At 61.9% G+C, this 16,367-nt stretch carries 14 protein-coding genes; 7 read left to right on the top strand and 7 right to left on the bottom strand.

Annotated features, from left to right (window positions below; translation table 11 throughout):
* Positions 1 to 13: 13 nt before the first annotated feature.
* Positions 14 to 1,522, bottom strand: a complete 1,509-nt coding sequence (locus P3T40_RS11855; RefSeq protein WP_429267874.1) for a purine-cytosine permease family protein — start codon at positions 1,520 to 1,522, stop codon at positions 14 to 16.
* 423 nt (positions 1,523 to 1,945) lie between these two features.
* On the opposite strand from P3T40_RS11855, the gene P3T40_RS11850 reads away from it, so the two are divergent.
* Positions 1,946 to 3,412 carry an NYN domain-containing protein gene (locus P3T40_RS11850; protein WP_429267873.1) on the top strand — a complete coding sequence of 489 codons (1,467 nt, stop codon included), beginning with the start codon at positions 1,946 to 1,948 and terminating at the stop codon, positions 3,410 to 3,412.
* A 91-nt stretch (positions 3,413 to 3,503) separates the two neighbouring features.
* Here the strand turns inward: P3T40_RS11850 and P3T40_RS11845 are convergent, their stop codons facing one another.
* From P3T40_RS11845 to xseA, 3 genes are all read right to left on the bottom strand, one after another.
* Complete coding sequence (locus tag P3T40_RS11845) at positions 3,504 to 4,622, bottom strand: porin (protein ID WP_429267872.1); 1,119 nt, start codon at positions 4,620 to 4,622, stop codon at positions 3,504 to 3,506.
* 522 nt (positions 4,623 to 5,144) lie between these two features.
* A complete protein-coding gene (gene sodB / locus P3T40_RS11840; protein WP_429267871.1) occupies positions 5,145 to 5,723 on the bottom strand; it encodes a superoxide dismutase [Fe] in 579 nt (192 codons plus the stop codon).
* A gap of 206 nt (positions 5,724 to 5,929) precedes the next feature.
* Positions 5,930 to 7,309, bottom strand: a complete 1,380-nt coding sequence (gene xseA, locus P3T40_RS11835) for an exodeoxyribonuclease VII large subunit (protein ID WP_429267870.1) — start codon at positions 7,307 to 7,309, stop codon at positions 5,930 to 5,932.
* Positions 7,310 to 7,915: 606 nt separating this feature from the next.
* On the opposite strand from xseA, the gene lpxK reads away from it, so the two are divergent.
* The 5 genes from lpxK to P3T40_RS11810 all read left to right on the top strand — a co-directional run bounded on the left by lpxK (position 7,916) and on the right by P3T40_RS11810 (position 12,081).
* Positions 7,916 to 8,932 (top strand): tetraacyldisaccharide 4'-kinase, encoded by a 1,017-nt coding sequence (gene lpxK / locus P3T40_RS11830; protein WP_429267869.1) that lies wholly within the window; start codon positions 7,916 to 7,918, stop codon positions 8,930 to 8,932.
* Complete coding sequence (locus tag P3T40_RS11825; RefSeq protein WP_429267868.1) at positions 8,913 to 9,134, top strand: Trm112 family protein; 222 nt, start codon at positions 8,913 to 8,915, stop codon at positions 9,132 to 9,134. The genes lpxK and P3T40_RS11825 overlap by 20 nt, the downstream gene beginning before the upstream one ends.
* Positions 9,135 to 9,344: 210 nt before the next feature.
* Positions 9,345 to 10,154 (top strand): 3-deoxy-manno-octulosonate cytidylyltransferase, encoded by an 810-nt coding sequence (kdsB, locus tag P3T40_RS11820; protein WP_429267867.1) that lies wholly within the window; start codon positions 9,345 to 9,347, stop codon positions 10,152 to 10,154.
* A gap of 214 nt (positions 10,155 to 10,368) precedes the next feature.
* Entirely contained in the window at positions 10,369 to 11,034 is a 666-nt protein-coding gene (adk, locus tag P3T40_RS11815) for an adenylate kinase (protein ID WP_429267866.1), read from the top strand.
* A gap of 288 nt (positions 11,035 to 11,322) precedes the next feature.
* Positions 11,323 to 12,081, top strand: a complete 759-nt coding sequence (locus P3T40_RS11810) for a 3-hydroxyacyl-CoA dehydrogenase (RefSeq protein ID WP_429267865.1) — start codon at positions 11,323 to 11,325, stop codon at positions 12,079 to 12,081.
* 198 nt (positions 12,082 to 12,279) lie between these two features.
* On the opposite strand, the gene P3T40_RS11805 is transcribed toward P3T40_RS11810, so the two are convergent.
* Together P3T40_RS11805 and murJ are read right to left on the bottom strand one after the other, a co-directional pair.
* Entirely contained in the window at positions 12,280 to 13,131 is an 852-nt protein-coding gene (locus P3T40_RS11805; RefSeq protein ID WP_429267864.1) for a SirB1 family protein, read from the bottom strand.
* Positions 13,128 to 14,678 carry a murein biosynthesis integral membrane protein MurJ gene (murJ, locus tag P3T40_RS11800; RefSeq protein ID WP_429267863.1) on the bottom strand — a complete coding sequence of 517 codons (1,551 nt, stop codon included), beginning with the start codon at positions 14,676 to 14,678 and terminating at the stop codon, positions 13,128 to 13,130. The genes P3T40_RS11805 and murJ overlap by 4 nt, the downstream gene beginning before the upstream one ends.
* Positions 14,679 to 15,101: 423 nt before the next feature.
* Between murJ and rpsT the strand changes: the two genes are divergently transcribed.
* Positions 15,102 to 15,380, top strand: coding sequence for a 30S ribosomal protein S20 (rpsT, locus tag P3T40_RS11795; protein ID WP_429267862.1), 279 nt, complete (start codon positions 15,102 to 15,104; stop codon positions 15,378 to 15,380).
* Between the two features lie 237 nt (positions 15,381 to 15,617).
* Here rpsT and P3T40_RS11790 read toward each other — a convergent pair whose 3' ends face one another.
* Entirely contained in the window at positions 15,618 to 15,959 is a 342-nt protein-coding gene (locus P3T40_RS11790) for a DUF3579 domain-containing protein (protein WP_429267861.1), read from the bottom strand.
* Positions 15,960 to 16,367: the final 408 nt, after the last annotated feature.

The following is a 16,367-nucleotide window of genomic DNA, read 5'->3' as shown; positions in this document are numbered from 1 at the left end:
CGCCCTGCGTCCCTCACCTCTCGTCTTGCACCCGTTGTGCGATTGCAGCGAAATCGCCTTCCTTCATACTCCGAATGATTTTTTCTTCGGCTTGCAGGTCGAGCGAGCGGCTCAGCAGCCCGTAGACGCCACCCGACACAATCAGCCCCACCAGCCACGCGATATCCACACCACCCAGCAGCCGCGCGAAGTAGCCCACGAAGACCTCTTTCTGCGCCTCGGCGTCGTACACGTAGAAAAACGGGATCATCGCAGCAAACCCCACGACATAGGCTGCAATCCCACGCATCTGCCACGCACCGTAGATGCCCTTGGGCGTAAAGAAATGCGGAATCGCGTAACGGCCTTTGCGCACGAAAAAGTAGTCGACCAGATTGACCGCCGTCCAAGGAACGAGGAAGTACAGCATCAGGACGAGGAACGTGTTGAGCAGCGCGATACCGTTGCCCTTGATCGCCAGCACGCAGACCAGCACGACCGCGCTGATCGCCATGATCGACATGACTCGCGCGCCGCGCGTCGGTTTGACCTTGCGGATCGAATCGACACCGGTCAGCAGCGTCAACATCGCGCTGTAGGTGTTGAGCGCGATGATCGGCAGAAAGCCCGCCACCGACACCATCACGATCACGTGGCCCAAACCAGGCAGCATCGACGAACCCACCTGGTTCAAGGCAACCAGTGCATCCTCGGCCTTCAGTTGCTGCGCGAGCCAGGCGCCGAGGCCGATCATCCACGTCCCCGAGAGCGACGCGCCAAGGAAGATCGCGGTGATCAGCTTGCGGCGGCTGGTGTGCTTCGGCAGGTAACGGGAGTAGTCGGACACGTACGGCGCATACGAGATGTTGTAGCTTGCGCCGATGGCGAACTGCGTCGCGAAGGCGATCCAGTTGAAGCCGAGCGCCGGCGCCGGAGCTGCCGCCGAAGCGACCGGTGCACTGTGGCCGACGCCGAACATCAGCGCCAGCGTCACGATTGCGTAAAGCGGCAACGTCACGATCAACGCCCACTTGAAGGCCTTGTGCATCAGATCGTGCCCGTAGATCGACAGTAGCGCGCCGGCGAGGATCGCCACCACGGCGGCCAGCGTCGCATCGAGGCCGAACACATGCTTGAGGCCGTCGGTAATCAGCGAAACGTTGACGACGTTAAACCCCACGAAGACGAACAGCGTGGCCAGCAACGCAAGAATGACGCCGCGATAGCCGAACTGCGCGCGCGACTGGATCATCTGCGGCAGTCCCATCTCCGGGCCCTGCGAGCCGTGAAAGGCCATGAAGATCGTGCCGAACATGATCCCCAGCGCGCCCGCCAACGTGGTCCACCCGGCCGACAACCCCATGCCCGGCCCGACGAAGCCGATCGAAATCGTGAAGAAATGGAAATTGCCGAGGAACCAGAACGGCCCCTGGCTGCCGAGGCGTGCGTGCCGCTCGGTCTCGGGGATGTAGTCGATCGACCGACTCTCGACCTCGATACCCGCGCCGCCACCCGCGACGTTGATCGCTTCTGGTTGATTCATGTGAACCTGTCTCCCGCTTGTCCTGCCTACTCGATAACACCGCTGGCCCGTCGCGCGAGGCGAGGTCTGCGGGCGCGCTTTGCTCCGCTTGCATGTATGGCGCCGAATTCTTCGATTCCGGCGCTGGGAGTAGTTGTAAGCGGCCAAAAGTCAGAAATGAATTACGAAATCGGCACGTTTACTTCGATCCGCGACGATGTATTGGCGCGAAGATACGGCATGGGATGGCGCCGCTATGAACTCCCCATCATCGAAAACCCCGTGAAAAGCATGAGCGCGGACGCCCATCAATTCACAGTGAAGGGCATGTGCCGACGCATGGACCGGGAACGCGCCGTGCACACAAAGCTGTTAACCGCTCGCAGGAGTCGCTATCATGGTCGCGATCCGTCCAGTTTGACGGTTGCCTCATTGGAGAAATACATGGCGTCAGCCAACGAAACCATCAGCATGGCGCTGTTCTGCGACTTCGAAAACGTCGCCCTTGGCGTGCGCGATGCGAAGTTCGAGAAATTCGACATCAAGCTGGTCCTCGAGCGGCTGCTGCTCAAAGGCAGTATTGTCGTCAAGAAAGCGTACTGTGACTGGGAGCGCTACAAGAGCTTCAAGGGCACGATGCACGAGGCCAACTTCGAGCTGATCGAAATCCCGCACGTGCGCCAGTCAGGCAAAAATTCGGCTGACATCCGTCTGGTCGTCGACGCGCTCGATCTCTGCTACACCAAATCGCACGTCAACACCTTTGTCATTATCAGCGGCGACTCCGACTTCTCGCCGCTGGTTTCCAAGTTGCGTGAAAACGCCAAACAGGTGATTGGCGTCGGCGTTCAGCAATCCACCTCTGACCTGCTGATCGCCAACTGCGACGAATTCATTTTCTACGACGACCTGGTACGCGAGAGTCAGCGGACCGTCGTGAAACGCGAGACCGCACGTCCGGCGCAACAGCCCACGGCCGCCGCCAAACGCGCACCGAATGAAGAAAAGCGCCCGAAGGAAGACCTGGAATCGCGCCGGACCAAAGCAGTGGAAATCGCCGTCCAGACCTTCGATGCGCTCGCATCGGAGCGCGGCGACAGCGGCAAGATCTGGGCCTCGGTGCTGAAAAATGCCATCAAACGGCGCAAGCCCGACTTCAACGAAACCTATTACGGCTTTCGTGCGTTCGGCAATCTGCTCGAGGAAGCGCAAGCGCGCGGCTTGCTTGAATTCGGCCGCGACGAGAAATCAGGCGCGTACGTATATCGCAGCACGGCCGCTATTGCTACGACGGTCAGCGAGACGGTGAGCGAAGCAGCGGAGCAGACGCCGGAGAGCTTGGTGGCGGAACCGGCCCAGCCGGTGGAATCGGGCCGCCAGCATGACGCACGACGTCGCGGCCGCGGCAACCGCAAGACCGGACGCGAATTGCCGGCCGAGCCGGCACGCGCAGAACCGGCAGCTAGCCACAACGAGCAGGAGGCACTGGCCGACGAACCGGAGACGCTGGCCAACGAGCCGAACGTTCAGCGCAATCACGGCGGCCGATCGCCGTTCGCGTACGACGAGTCCGTTGAAGAGCAAGAGGAAGTCGTAGCGGAACGCGCGATGTTCACGTTCGACCCGGAACCCGCGCCTGAAGAAGAGTCGACCAGCAATCAGGAAACGCAGGAGAAGCAGGAGACACGCCGCACGGGGCGTGGCAGCCGCAAGACGGCGGCCAAGAAGACCAGGAAGACCGCCACGTCGACGGTCGAGGCAGCGGCCGAAGCCGTGCCCGCTAGCGAGGTGACGCAGGAAGCGCCGGCTCAGCCTGCAGCGGAAGAACCGGCTGCGCGCAAGACCGCGCGTAAATCCACAACGCGCAGTCGTCGGCCGCGCAAGACGGCGGCAACGTCGGACGCGGAGTAATCCAGCGTGCTGGCGCACACGGCACGAGAGTGCACGACGGAACTACGTGCACTCCCCTCAAGCGGACCGGGCTTTGCCGCAACGCCGCCGCTCAGAACCGATGCGTCATGCCCACCGTCGCCAAGACCTGCTTGGTGCCAGGCTCGCTCACCGTCACGCCTGGCCAGCTCACCGTCGCGCTGCCGTTGTTCTTGATGTAGCCCGCGCGGACATAGAAGCTCGTGCGCTTTGAGATCGCGTGATCGGCGCCGATCTGGATACCCGGCGCGTTGTCATGTGCGCCGCGCACATTGCGCTGAATACCCGCGATCTCGATCGTATCCGCTGCCGTTGCCTGGATCGTCGCGCCCAGTTCGGCGATGCTAAGCGAGTGTGCCGTCCCAAGCACCGCCGCCAGCGACCGGGCAGACGGATCCTGTGCACGGTTATACGAATAGTTGAACTGGAAATTCACGATCCCCACGCGGTATGCGAGCGCCCCGATAAAGTGTTCGGTCCCGAGCAGGCTCAGCGCGGTCGGCAGGCCTGCGATAGTTTCCTGCCCCGGATGCTGATTGACGTAGGCAAGGCCAGCATACAGGCCGTAGCCCGTATAACTCGCCCCCAGGTTCAGCATATTGCCGGTGGTCGCGGGCACCGGCTGGGTCACGGTAGACGCGAACGCGTACATGCCGTAAAGCTGCAGACCACCCATGTTCGGTGACTGGTAGAGAATCGAGTTGCTGGCGCGGCCGGAGTCGTACTGCGTGGAAAGCGTTTTCTTGTCGACAGTGAGCACGGCCGCCGAGAATGGCGAAAGCACCTCGTTCGCGCGGAACGGATCGGCGGGATACACCACACGAAAACTCGGCTCGTATTGACGGCCCATCGACAGCGAGCCGTACGTCGAATGGTTCAGCCCCACCCAGGCTTGCCGATAGAACAGCGAAGTCGTATCGGCGAACAAGGTGCCGTTGTTGATGTTGAAGCCCGTTTCGACGTCGAACTGTGCAGCGAGGCCTCCTCCCAGATCCTCATTGCCCTTGAGCCCGAACTGCGATCCCGTGGCGCCGCCACTTCGTTCGGAAAACGAATGATTGCCGCCGTTGTCGAGGTACTGGATGAAGGTGTCGGCCACGCCGTACCACGTCACGGTCGAATCGGCCGCCGCCGCACTACCTGCGACAAGCGCCAGTGTGGCCCCGCAAATACCTTGACTGATCAAACGCATACATGTCTCCTCTTTTTGATAGCCGCTTGCTGCGGACTTGATTGCCTTGCTGTGATACCAGGCGGTCGCTGTCTCCTGCACGCCGCCCCCAAGCGGTGTGCGCAATCGTTCTCTCAGGTCCTGCGTGCCGGGTCCGGCAATAGCGCCGGCCAGGGTCGAAAAATAGAATGAGCGTGCCAATTTGAAGGCAACTGACGCCATAACGCCATTGCATTATTTTCATGAAGAGATTGCAGAATGCACATGGCAGTACGGCTGTGTGACGGCAGCGCGCGACGCGCAAAAAGCGGCGAAACAAGGGCACAAACGCGTTAGGCGCAGCTAAGTCGGCCGGCGGGGAGAAGACGAGGAAAACCTGGGAAGGAAGACTGGCGAGAGGGGCAACGGCAACGCCCAAAAAGCAGAAAGCCCTCGCGTTGGAGGGCTCTCATTGTCACTACCGGTCGCAACTAGTTTTGCGATAACAGCGCAGCATAATACGGAACGTGCATCCTATCCGCTCATGCGGCGCCGCCTGAAACCTTACGCGAAATTCTTCGCAGCAAAGTCCCAGTTCACGATGTTCCAGTAAGCTTCAACGAACTTCGGACGGGCGTTGCGATAGTCGATGTAGTACGCGTGTTCCCACACGTCGATCGTCAGCAGTGCCTTCGCGTCCGTGGTCAGCGGCGTTGCAGCGTTGCTGGTCGACACGAGGTCGAGCGAACCATCTGCCTTCTTCACGAGCCATGCCCAGCCCGAGCCGAACGTGCCGACTGCGGTCTTTGCAAACTCTTCCTTGAACTTGTCGTAGGAACCCCACTTCGCGTTGATTGCGTCGGCGAGCGCGCCCTTCGGTGCACCGCCGCCTTGCGGCGACAGGCTGTTCCAGAAGAACGTGTGGTTCCACACTTGAGCAGCATTGTTGAAGATGCCGCCCGATGCCTTCTTGACGATCTCTTCAAGCGACAGGTTCTCGAACTCCGTGCCCTTGATCAGATTGTTCAGGTTAGTCACATAGGTCTGGTGGTGCTTGCCGTAGTGATACTCAAGCGTCTCTTCCGACATGTTCGGAGCGAGTGCGTTTTTTGCGAACGGCAGCGGCGGGAGCGTATGTTCCATGGTGCTTTCCTTCTATCTGTTGTGGGGGGTCAGTCTGAGGATAACGCTGTAGAGCACTCGATTGTAGGCGACTTGGAATAACCCCGCAAACCAACGGACTTTATGTCAGGCATCTGCAAAAACGTCGCTCAAATGACGTAATTAGTGCTGCCGCGACGTCATTATCACGGTCAAATGTACGCCCGCATCGAGCCCGCATCGCGCCTTTAGAAGCCGTCCGCCAGACGTGCCTGCACATCGGCCAGCGTGATATCCGCGGCGCCTTCGGCTAGATGCACGGTCAGATGCCGTCCGGGCTTCAGCGACGCCGGCGCACGCACCGCACGGCCATTGTGCGCGTCGAGCAAAGCGGCATAGCCGCGCTCGAGCGTGCGCTGCGGACTCAGCACTTCGAGGCGCGCGGCAAGCGTCGTCACGCGCGCGCTCTGGCGTTCATGCTGGCGCAGCACCGCAGCGTCCAGACGCTGCGCAAGCGTGTTCACGGCGGTACGATGTGCTGCGAGATCCGGACGCCACCGTTCCCAGCGCATCTGCAGCAGCGAAAATCGCGCTCGGGCATCGCGCGCCGGACGCGCACCCGCAGACGCGAGACGCACGCTCAGTTGCTGCAGATGCGTGCGTTGCCGCGCGAGCCGCTCGGACGGTGAGACAAGCCGGCGCGCGAGCCAGTCGAGTTGTTGCGCGCGCCGCTCCATCATGCGGCCAAAGCCGCGTGCGAGCGTCGCGTGACGGTGATCGAGATCGCGCAGCAACAACGCGCGTTGCGGGCTGACAAGCTCGGCCGCACCAGTGGGCGTCGGCGCACGCACGTCGGCGGCGAAATCGGCGATCGTGAAATCGGTTTCGTGACCGACACCGCTCACCACCGGCACCCGGCTTTCAGCAATCGCTCGCGCCAGCACTTCTTCGTTGAAGGCCCACAGGTCTTCGATCGAACCGCCGCCGCGGCACACGATCAGCACATCGATCTCGCGCCGCGCATTCGCCATCTCGACCATCGCCGCGAGTTTCGCACTCACGCCCACACCCTGCACCGGCGCCGGATAGACGATCACCGGAATATGCGGGGCACGCCGTTGCAGCGTAGTCAGCACGTCGCGCAACGCCGCTGCCTGCAATGATGTGACGATTCCGATTGACCGCGGATGAGCCGGCAACGGCCGCTTGCGCTCCGCGGCGAAGAGCCCCTCCGCTTCCAGTTGCGCCTTGAGTTTCAGGAACGCTTCGTAAAGCCGCCCTTGCCCCGTGCGGCGCACCGCTTCGACATTGAGCTGCAGCTCACCACGCGGCTCGTACATCGTGACGAGCGCCCGCACTTCAATCCGGTCGCCTTCGCGCGGCGTGAACTCGGCGTACTGCGCGCGGCCGCGGAACATCACGCAACGCATCTGCGCCTGCGCGTCCTTGATCGAGAAATACCAGTGGCCGCTCGCCGCGCGTGTGAAATTCGACACTTCGCCCGCCACCCAGACGAGCGGAAAGGAGCGTTCGAGCATCGTGCCAATGGCGCGATTGAGCGTCGACACCGGCACGACGACGTCGCCGCCCGAGGTGGTGGAGGACGAAAAAGGACTTTCGGAGTTCATGCGAGGAATAGGGATAACAGGCCGGACAGACGATAGACCGAGCGGCCATCCACGTCCAGCGCGTCGTACGAATTGTTAAAAGTGTCCACATATCATGAGAATCTTTCGAACCGCTGTCAAGGTGCGTGCGGAGCCCAATAATGCCGAATCAAGTTATTGATTTATATAGATTTTATATCTCACTAATACCAATGTATGCCGACAAGACCCGCACAGAATGGCCTTCCGCGCCTCGCCGATGCTAGGTTCTCCACAAAGTTATCCACAGGCTGCTGAGACCTCTGTTGCCGCCGCCGGGCACCTGGGTGCAACCCTCATGACTTGCCGCTTAGGACACCCGCGCGCTAGAGTGCCGGGTTTAAAGGGCATCATGAGCCATGCGCTTTTGTCTGCTCGCCGGGGCGTGCAGTGTTTTATCCGCTGAGTTTTGTCTGCTGTGGGCTACCCACTTCGTGTGTGGCCTGCTGCATTGCCCGCCGCCGCGCCGCCGCTGCGACGCTCGCCCTGTCCCGTTGGTTTCGCCTGGAGAAACGCGTTGGTACTTGCCCCGTGCATCACGTCATCTGAATCGGTGCCCCAGTTGCAGCGCAAACCCGCGCCGGCCCAATGAGCGACGTCAAAGCCCAGATCGAAACGCGCCTCGCGCGCGAGTGGCAACAACGCGGCCCGCTTGCATGGGCACTGCTGCCGTTCGCCTGCGTGTTCGCCACGATCGCCGCCGCGCGGCGCGCCGCCTTTGCGCTCGGCTGGCTCAAGCGCGTGAGCGTCGGCGTACCGGTGGTGGTGGTCGGCAATGTGACGGTCGGCGGGACTGGCAAGACGCCCACCGTGATCGCGCTCGTCGAAGCGCTGCGCGGCGCCGGCTTCCATCCGGGCGTCGTATCGCGCGGCTACGGCGCGCGCGTGCGCCGGCCGACAGCGGTCACCGCCGCTTCGGCACCGCAGGACGGCGGCGACGAGCCGTTGCTGATCGCCGGCCGCACTGGCGCGCCGGTCTGGGTCTGCCCGGATCGCGTGGCTGCCGCGCAGGCGCTGCGCGCCGCGCATCGCGAGGTCGATGTCATTGTCAGCGACGACGGCTTGCAGCATTACCGGCTCGCCCGCGACGCCGAAATCGTGGTGTTCGACCACCGCCTGGGCGGCAATGGCTTCCTGCTGCCGGCCGGTCCGCTGCGCGAACCGCTGTCGCGCCGCCGCGATGCGACGCTGGTCAACAGCCCGTACGAACGCACGCTGCCGCCCTGGCCGAACACCTTCGCGCTCACCCTCACGCCCGGCGACGCGTGGCATCTCGGCAATCCGGCGCTGCGCCGTCCGCTCGCCCAGTTCAGCGGCGATCGCGTGCTGGCCGCGGCCGGCATCGGCGCGCCGGAACGCTTTTTCGCGACGCTGCGTGCGGCGGGTCTGACGCCCGCCACCCGCGCGCTGCCGGATCACTACGCGTTCAGCAGCAATCCATTCGCGGATGTCGATGCCGATGCGATCCTGATCACCGAAAAGGATGCGGTAAAATTGGGGGCCTGGCACGATGCGCGGATCTGGGTTGTCCCGGTTGAAGCCGCGCTCGATCATCGCCTCATTGAAATAGTTGTGGAGAAACTCCGTGGACGCTCGCCTGCTTGAAATTCTCGTCTGCCCGATCTGCAAGGGCCCGCTCAGCTACGATCGTCCGGCGCAGGAGCTCATCTGTAACGCAGACAAGCTGGCGTATCCGATCCGTGACGGCATCCCCGTCATGCTGGTGGACGAAGCCCGTCAAACGGTCGAAGGCACGCCGGTCGAGCCGGTGAATCCGGGGGCCGGCCATCCGGCGTCCGGCGCGTAAAGCCGCAGCCCCTCACGGCAACCTGCCTGCGAGGCGAGCCCACCGCCCTGGTCGTTTTCGCCGGCGCGCGTCGTTCCCGTGCGCCCTCTTTCGCGTTAAGTTTCAGGTCGTGTTTTGGGTCGTGCTGAACGGCCTACTTCATGTCCTGCTTCATGTCCTGCTTCATCTCCTATTCCGCGCCCCTGTTCCGGTCTAGCCACCGCCCTTCCGATGACCCAAGCCACCACCCCCGCTGCTCCGCCCTTCATCGCCGTCGTTCCGGCACGGCTCGCCTCGACCCGTCTGCCCAACAAGCCGCTGGCTGACATCGGCGGCAAGCCAATGGTGGTGCGTGTCGCAGAACGCGCGCTCGCCTCGGGCGCGCAGCAGGTGCTGATTGCATCGGATGCGCAATCGGTCCTCGACGTCGCCTGCGAACACGGCATCGAAGCCATCCTCACGCGTGCCGATCATCCGTCGGGTACCGACCGTCTCGCCGAAGTGGCGGCGCATTTCGGCTGGAGCGACGACACGATCGTGGTCAACGTGCAGGGCGACGAACCGCTGATCGATCCGGCGCTGGTGTGCGGCGTTGCGTCGCACCTTGCAGCAAGTCCCGGCTGCGCCATTGCGACCGCCGCCCACCCGATCACCGACCCCGCCGAGATCTTCAACCCGAACGTCGTCAAGGTCGTCCTCGACGCCCGTGGGGTCGCGCTGTACTTCTCCCGTGCACCGATTCCGTGGGCTCGCGACGCGTACCAACCGCATTGGCCGGATATCGCCTCGATGCCCGCGCCGCCTGCTCCGGCAACGGTCTACCGGCATATCGGACTGTATGCATATCGTGCAAAGTTTCTGCGCTCTTACCCCGCTCTCACGCACTCTCCGATCGAACAGGTCGAGGCGCTCGAGCAACTGCGCGCGATGTGGCACGGTGAACGGATTGCCGTGCTCGTCACTGACGAGGCGCCGCTGCCGGGCGTCGACACCCCCGCCGATCTCGCCCGCGTAAGGTCGTTATTCGGTCCGTCAGCGTAAAAACCCATGGCATAATCAAACGGCTGTGCGCACCATCTGCAATGATCGTTCGTCAGGGTTTGCCCGGTCGTCCCGCTATCCCCCTTGCAGCGCCGTCGTCTGAGACGTGCAGCGCGAGGCGTATTGCGGCCAGTTCGATGCAGGCCCCCTGAACCCAACGCGCAGATGTCCTTCAAGCGCCGCGAAAGAATTCACATAGATCTGGAGATATCACATGCGTTTGATCCTGTTGGGTGCTCCCGGAGCGGGCAAGGGCACTCAGGCGACCTTCATCAAAGAGAAGTTCGACATTCCGCAAATTTCCACCGGCGACATGCTGCGTGCGGCCGTCAAGGCTGGCTCGCCGCTCGGCGTTGAAGCAAAGCGTTTCATGGATGCCGGCGAACTGGTGCCGGACGGGCTGATCATCAATCTTGTCAAGGAACGCCTGAAGGAATGCGATTGCGCGAATGGCTATCTGTTCGATGGTTTTCCGCGCACGCTGCCGCAAGCAGAAGCCATGAAGCAGGCCGGCGTCGCAATCGACTACGTGCTGGAAATCGACGTGCCGTTCGACGAGATCATCGTGCGTATGAGCGGCCGCCGCGTCCATGCTGCATCGGGCCGTACATATCACGTCAAGTTCAACCCACCGAAGGTCGAGAATGTCGACGACGTCACGGGTGAACCGCTGATCCAGCGCGTCGACGACAAGGAAGAAACGGTCAAGAAGCGCCTCGATGTGTACGTTGCGCAAACCAAACCGTTGATCGAGTACTACACCACGTGGGCAAAGAACGGCGATGCATCGAGCAGCCTGAAAGCGCCCCAGTACCGCGCTATTTCCGGCCTCGGCAGCGTCGACGAAATCCGCGCACGCGTGTTCGACGCGCTGAAATAAGTGCGTTGACGTGGATGACCGATGGCGCGTCGGCTGACGCTGCTGCAGGTTAATCAGACGGCACGCCGGCTAGCTTCGCGAAGACCCGCCCGAATGGGGCGGGTTTTTTAATTTCGCCGCGGCCTGATTTGCTCAGTTATCCGAAGCAAATCAGGCGCACGCCTGTCGCACCATGCCGGTGCAGATACCCTTCCCTTTCGCTTTCCGCGCTGCAGCACAGCCGTTACAATCGACCATCGAAAAGATATTCGATCGTGACGATTACCGAACTGAAGCAAAGGAGAAGACATGGAGATTCGTGACAATGTGTTCCTGATCACCGGCGGTGCATCCGGTCTCGGCGCTGCAACTGCGCGCCTGTTCGCCGCAGAAGGCGGCAAGATCGTGGTGGCCGACCTCAATCAGGACGCCGGCGTGGCGCTCGCCCAGGAGTTGGGCGGCGTGTTCGTCAAATGCGATGTCAGCCGCGAGGAAGACGCTACCCAGGCCGTCGAAGCCGCCACCAAGCTCGGCACGCTGCGCGGCCTGATCAACTGTGCGGGCGTGGCGCCGGCCATCAAGACCGTCGGCAAGGACGGCCCGCATCCGCTCGAGTCGTTCACGCGGACTATCTCGATCAATCTGATCGGCACCTTCAACATGATCCGCCTCGCCGCTGCGGCAATGGCGAAAAATGAGCCGAATGCGCTGGGCGAACGTGGTGTGATCATCAACACGGCATCGGTCGCGGCATTCGACGGCCAGATTGGCCAGGCGGCGTATGCGGCATCGAAGAGCGGCGTGGTCGGTATGACATTGCCGATCGCGCGCGACCTGTCGCGCAACGCCATCCGTGTGATGACGATCGCACCGGGCATCTTCGAAACGCCGATGCTGCTCGGCATGCCACAGGAAGTGCAGGACGCGCTCGGCGCGATGGTGCCGTTTCCGCCGCGCCTCGGCAAGCCGACGGAGTACGCCATGCTCGCCAAGCAGATCTTCGACAACCCGATGCTCAACGGCGAAGTAATCCGCCTGGATGGTGCGATCCGGATGCAGCCGAAGTAACGCGGTTTGCCCGGTGCGATGCAACCATCGCATGAATGAAAACGCCTGCGGCGCGCTCGATGCGCATCGCAGGCGTTGTTGTTTGGGGCTTTTGTATGAAATGAGTGAGTGACTGAGGCTACCGCTACGGCTCTAGCTGGACCACAGGCGCCTCGCCGTCAAACAATGCCGTGGCGCAATACGGTGGGCGCCCCTGCCTCAATCGCGATCGTTATGCTGCGTGCGCTGCCGCAATTCATGCAACTGCGACTCGACGACGGTCGCATCATCGGCATCGGGCCTATCTCCGAGGTAGCGCTCGAGATCTTCGAGCGCCGGGCGCAAATAATCCAGCCTCGCGTACGCGAAACCGCGATCGCGTATTTCCTCGATGTTCTCCGGCAACAGAATCACGAGACGTTGCTGAACGGCCAGCAAGCGCTGCCAGCGTTCCGTCTGAAGATAGGTCGACTTCAGGTTGCCCAGCATCCGTGCGATGATCTCGCGGCGCGTGGCCGGCTGCAGCAGCATCCGCAAGGCGCGGCTGACCGACTCGCCCGCCGACGCCACATAAGGCTCGAGCATCTCGACCATCTCCGACTCGGACAGCGAGTGCCCCGTGGTCGGATCGAGCATCACGTCGCCGTCGGGTGTCGTCACACGCAGCAGAAAGTGCCCCGGAAACGACACGCCGCGCACCGGGACACCGATCTGCTCGGCCATCTCCAGGTACAGCACCGCGAGCGAAATGGGAATGCCACGGCGTCGTTTGAGGACGACATTCAGATGGCTGTTGTCGGGGTCGTAATAGTCGTTGAGGTTGCTGCCGAAGCCCAGCTCGCGAAAGAAAAAGCGATTCAGGATGCCGACTTTCTGCTTGATGTCGGCGTCGGCCGGCATGCGGCGCTGCAGGCGCACCACCAGTTCGTCGATCTCGGCCAGCGTGCCTTGCAGATCGAGGTCGGGGTAGGCGTCCTGTGCAAGCGACAGCGCCGCCTCCGTGAGGGGCAGACTGTCGTCTTCTGCGACCAGCGTGCCGAAATAGTCGAGAACCCGCGTCGTCGTGATCACTTCACTCGCCTTCTGAAATACGCGTACTTGAAGCCCATCAGCCAGAGCATACCGAAATATAACGCAGCGAACAGAACGAGGCACACCGCGAGCAATACGATGCGCGCGAGCGGCTGAGCGTGCAAGCCGATCCAGTCGAAGCTGATAGCAAACCAGTGCATCACACCCGCGAGTACGAGGCACGCACCGATCATCTGCACAAAGAAAACCAGCCAGCCGCTCGACGGCATATAGATGCCGCGCCGGCGCAAGCCAATGAACAACAAGAGCGCGTTCATGCAGGCGCCAAGCCCGACGCTCAAGGTCAATCCGGCATGCGCAAAGATCGGCACGAAGACAAAATTACTCAACTGCGTGACGACCAGCACACCGACGCCGATCTTCACCGGCGTCTTGATATCCTGCTTCGCATAGAAGCCCGGCGCGAGGATCTTGATGAGGATGAGCCCGATCAAGCCGACACCGTACGCCGCCAGCGCGCGGCCGACCATCACGACCGAGTGGCTGTCGAATTTGCCGTAGTGGAACAGCGTTGCCGTAAGCGGCTCGGCGAAGAAAAACAGCGCGACCGCGCTCGGCGCCGCCAGCAGAAACGTGACCCGCAGACCCCAGTCGAGCAGCGACGAATACTCGTGCGGATCGGCATCGACGTGAGCCTTGGAGAGGCTCGGCAGCAGGATCGTGCCGAGCGCGACGCCCAGCAGCGCGGTGGGAAACTCCATCAGCCGGTCGGCGTAGTTGATCCATGACACGGCGCCCGGCCCGATGCGCGACGCGATGTTGGTATTGATGATCAGGCTGATCTGCGCCACGGACACCGCGAACATGGCCGGCACCATCTTCGACAGCACCCGCTTGACGCCGCGATGCGCGAGCGCGCGCACCGGGTTCCAGCCAATGCGCGGCACCATGTCGATCTTCTTGAGGCCGGGCAACTGCACGAGGAACTGCAGCACGCCGCCGACGATCACGGCCCAGGCGAGCGCGTAGACCGGCGTCTTCATATGCGGCGCGACGAACACGGCCGCGATGATGAATGCCACGTTCAGCAGCACTGGTGCGAAGGCGGGCAGTGAAAAGTTCTTGTAAGTATTCAGAACGCCCGACGCCAGCGACGTCAGCGAGATGAACACGATGTACGGAAACATGATGCGCGTCATCGTGACGGCGAGCGGATACGCCTGGCCGTCATGCGCCAGCCCGGATGCCACCACGTACACCACGCCCGAGGCCCCCACCACGCCGATCAGCGACAGGATGGCCAGCGCCCAGGCGAGCACGGTCGAAGTTGCGTCGACAAGCGCCTTGGTTGCGTCATGCCCTTGCTGATTCTTGAACTCGGCAAGAATCGGCACGAACGCCTGCGAAAACGCACCTTCAGCAGAAATGCGGCGCAGCAGGTTGGGAATGCGAAAGGCGACGTAGAAAGCGTCGGTGAATTGGCTGGCGCCGAACGCGCGGGCGATCAGCGTTTCGCGGGCCAGTCCGGTCACGCGAGACAGCAGCGTGAAGCCGCTGACCGTCAGCAGGGCTCGGAATAGATTCATGGGGTGCTTATTATACGGGTGCCGCGGGTGCGGACGATGAGCCAGGACGCCAATCGGACCGATTTATGGCGCAGACGTTCGCTTTGCAGAGCGCGTGCCAAGGGTTGGCGCGTGGCCGGCCGGGCCGCCCACGCGCCGGATCAAGTATTTCCGTTTGCCACGTGCCTGTTTTTGTTGCTATAATCGCTGGTTTCGACGCTCGATCAATTTTCGGCCAGCGTTTGGGCGCACCATAAGCAACCCTCTGCACCCTCTCAATGCCTGCTGAAACGGGCCTGATTCGCGTAGTGAATCAGTAGATTCGTCAGTAATTTCGACACTTTTTGCGCTCTTGGGCAATCGCTTCCAAGGGTTCGATCTAAAAGCAGCGCCCGGCCACTTGAAGGTCAGGTACTGGAAACAGGAACAGGATAAGGAACCGTCATGGCTAACTCCGCACAAGCACGCAAGCGCGCCCGTCAGGCCGCGAAAGCAAACTCGCACAACTCGGCGCTGCGCTCGAAGTTCCGCACGGCAATCAAGGCTGTCCGCAAGGCGATCGACGCCGGCGACAAGGCTAAGGCCGCTGAGATTTTCCATGCGTCGTCGAAGACGATCGACATCATCGCCGACAAGAAAATCGTTCACAAGAACAAGGCAGCTCGCCATAAGAGCCGCCTCGCTGCAGCCATCAAGGGTCTGCAAGCGCCCGCAGCGCAGTAAATCCGGTCAGCCCGCTTCGGTGGGCTACCTCCTGTTTCCGCTGCGTCATGAAAGCCCGCCTCGGCGGGCTTTTTTGTTTGGTGCGTCGTTTGCTTGTTTGTTTGACGCGGCGCCGTCAGGCACAAAAAAACCCGCTCATGCGGGTTTTGCCGTTTTCATTCGCCTTGTTGCATCACAGTTTGCCAGGTTTGATCCTCGCCTGGCTCAAGCTGCCTTCCAGCGCAGCAAGCTCCGTTTTTACTTAGCCTTCAGCGCCTGTTGCGTGCCGTGCTCCGGAGGCAATTCACAGGCCTCGGTCACCAGCAGGTCGTTGTCCTTCGCGAAGTTCATGACGAAATCGAATGCCATTGGCTCGATGTCGCGCAGCCGCGAGTCGAGGATGACGCACTTGAGATCGTCGAGCATCGTAGGGCGGACGTAAACCGAGTACTGCATGTAGGCGTTCGGCCCTTTTCTCACACCCGGCCCAAACATGGACATCACCCCGGCGAGGCGCTCCGACCAGTCGCTCGGCCGAAACTTCTTTCCGTTCGAGGTAATGCCCTGAATGAAATATTCGGTTGGAGCGGATTCGGCCATGTAGGGATACCTGAGTGACTGCCCAGCAAAATGCCAGCGAATGCGGCTGCCTGAACGGCTAACTGAACACGTCGTACACGACCTCGCGGACCTGACCGCCAGGCGCCGCGGTGCCGACAAAGGCCACCTCGGCAATCGTCATGACGGCGCACCGCGAGGAAAGCCTTCCGGGCGCGCGAGCCGTGTCCAGCAAGCGTTGAACCTGCTTGCCGGGCTTTAGGGAAACCCCGAGATTATAGCTCAGCCGACCCTTTTCCGCACCGCACACAGGAACTCTCCTACGAGTTGCCGGCTCGCCCAGGAATGACCACGCTGCCATCTGGCTAGCTCGTCAAATACGTCGAAATCCTTTATGCTCCATAGAGTTACCACAAACGACGGCGGGGCCGTCCGGCAATTTCGCCGGGT

The organism is Paraburkholderia sp. EB58, from assembly GCF_050436665.1.
Taxonomy (GTDB): Bacteria; Pseudomonadota; Gammaproteobacteria; order Burkholderiales; family Burkholderiaceae; genus Paraburkholderia.
This window is presented reverse-complemented; position numbering and strand designations above follow the sequence as displayed.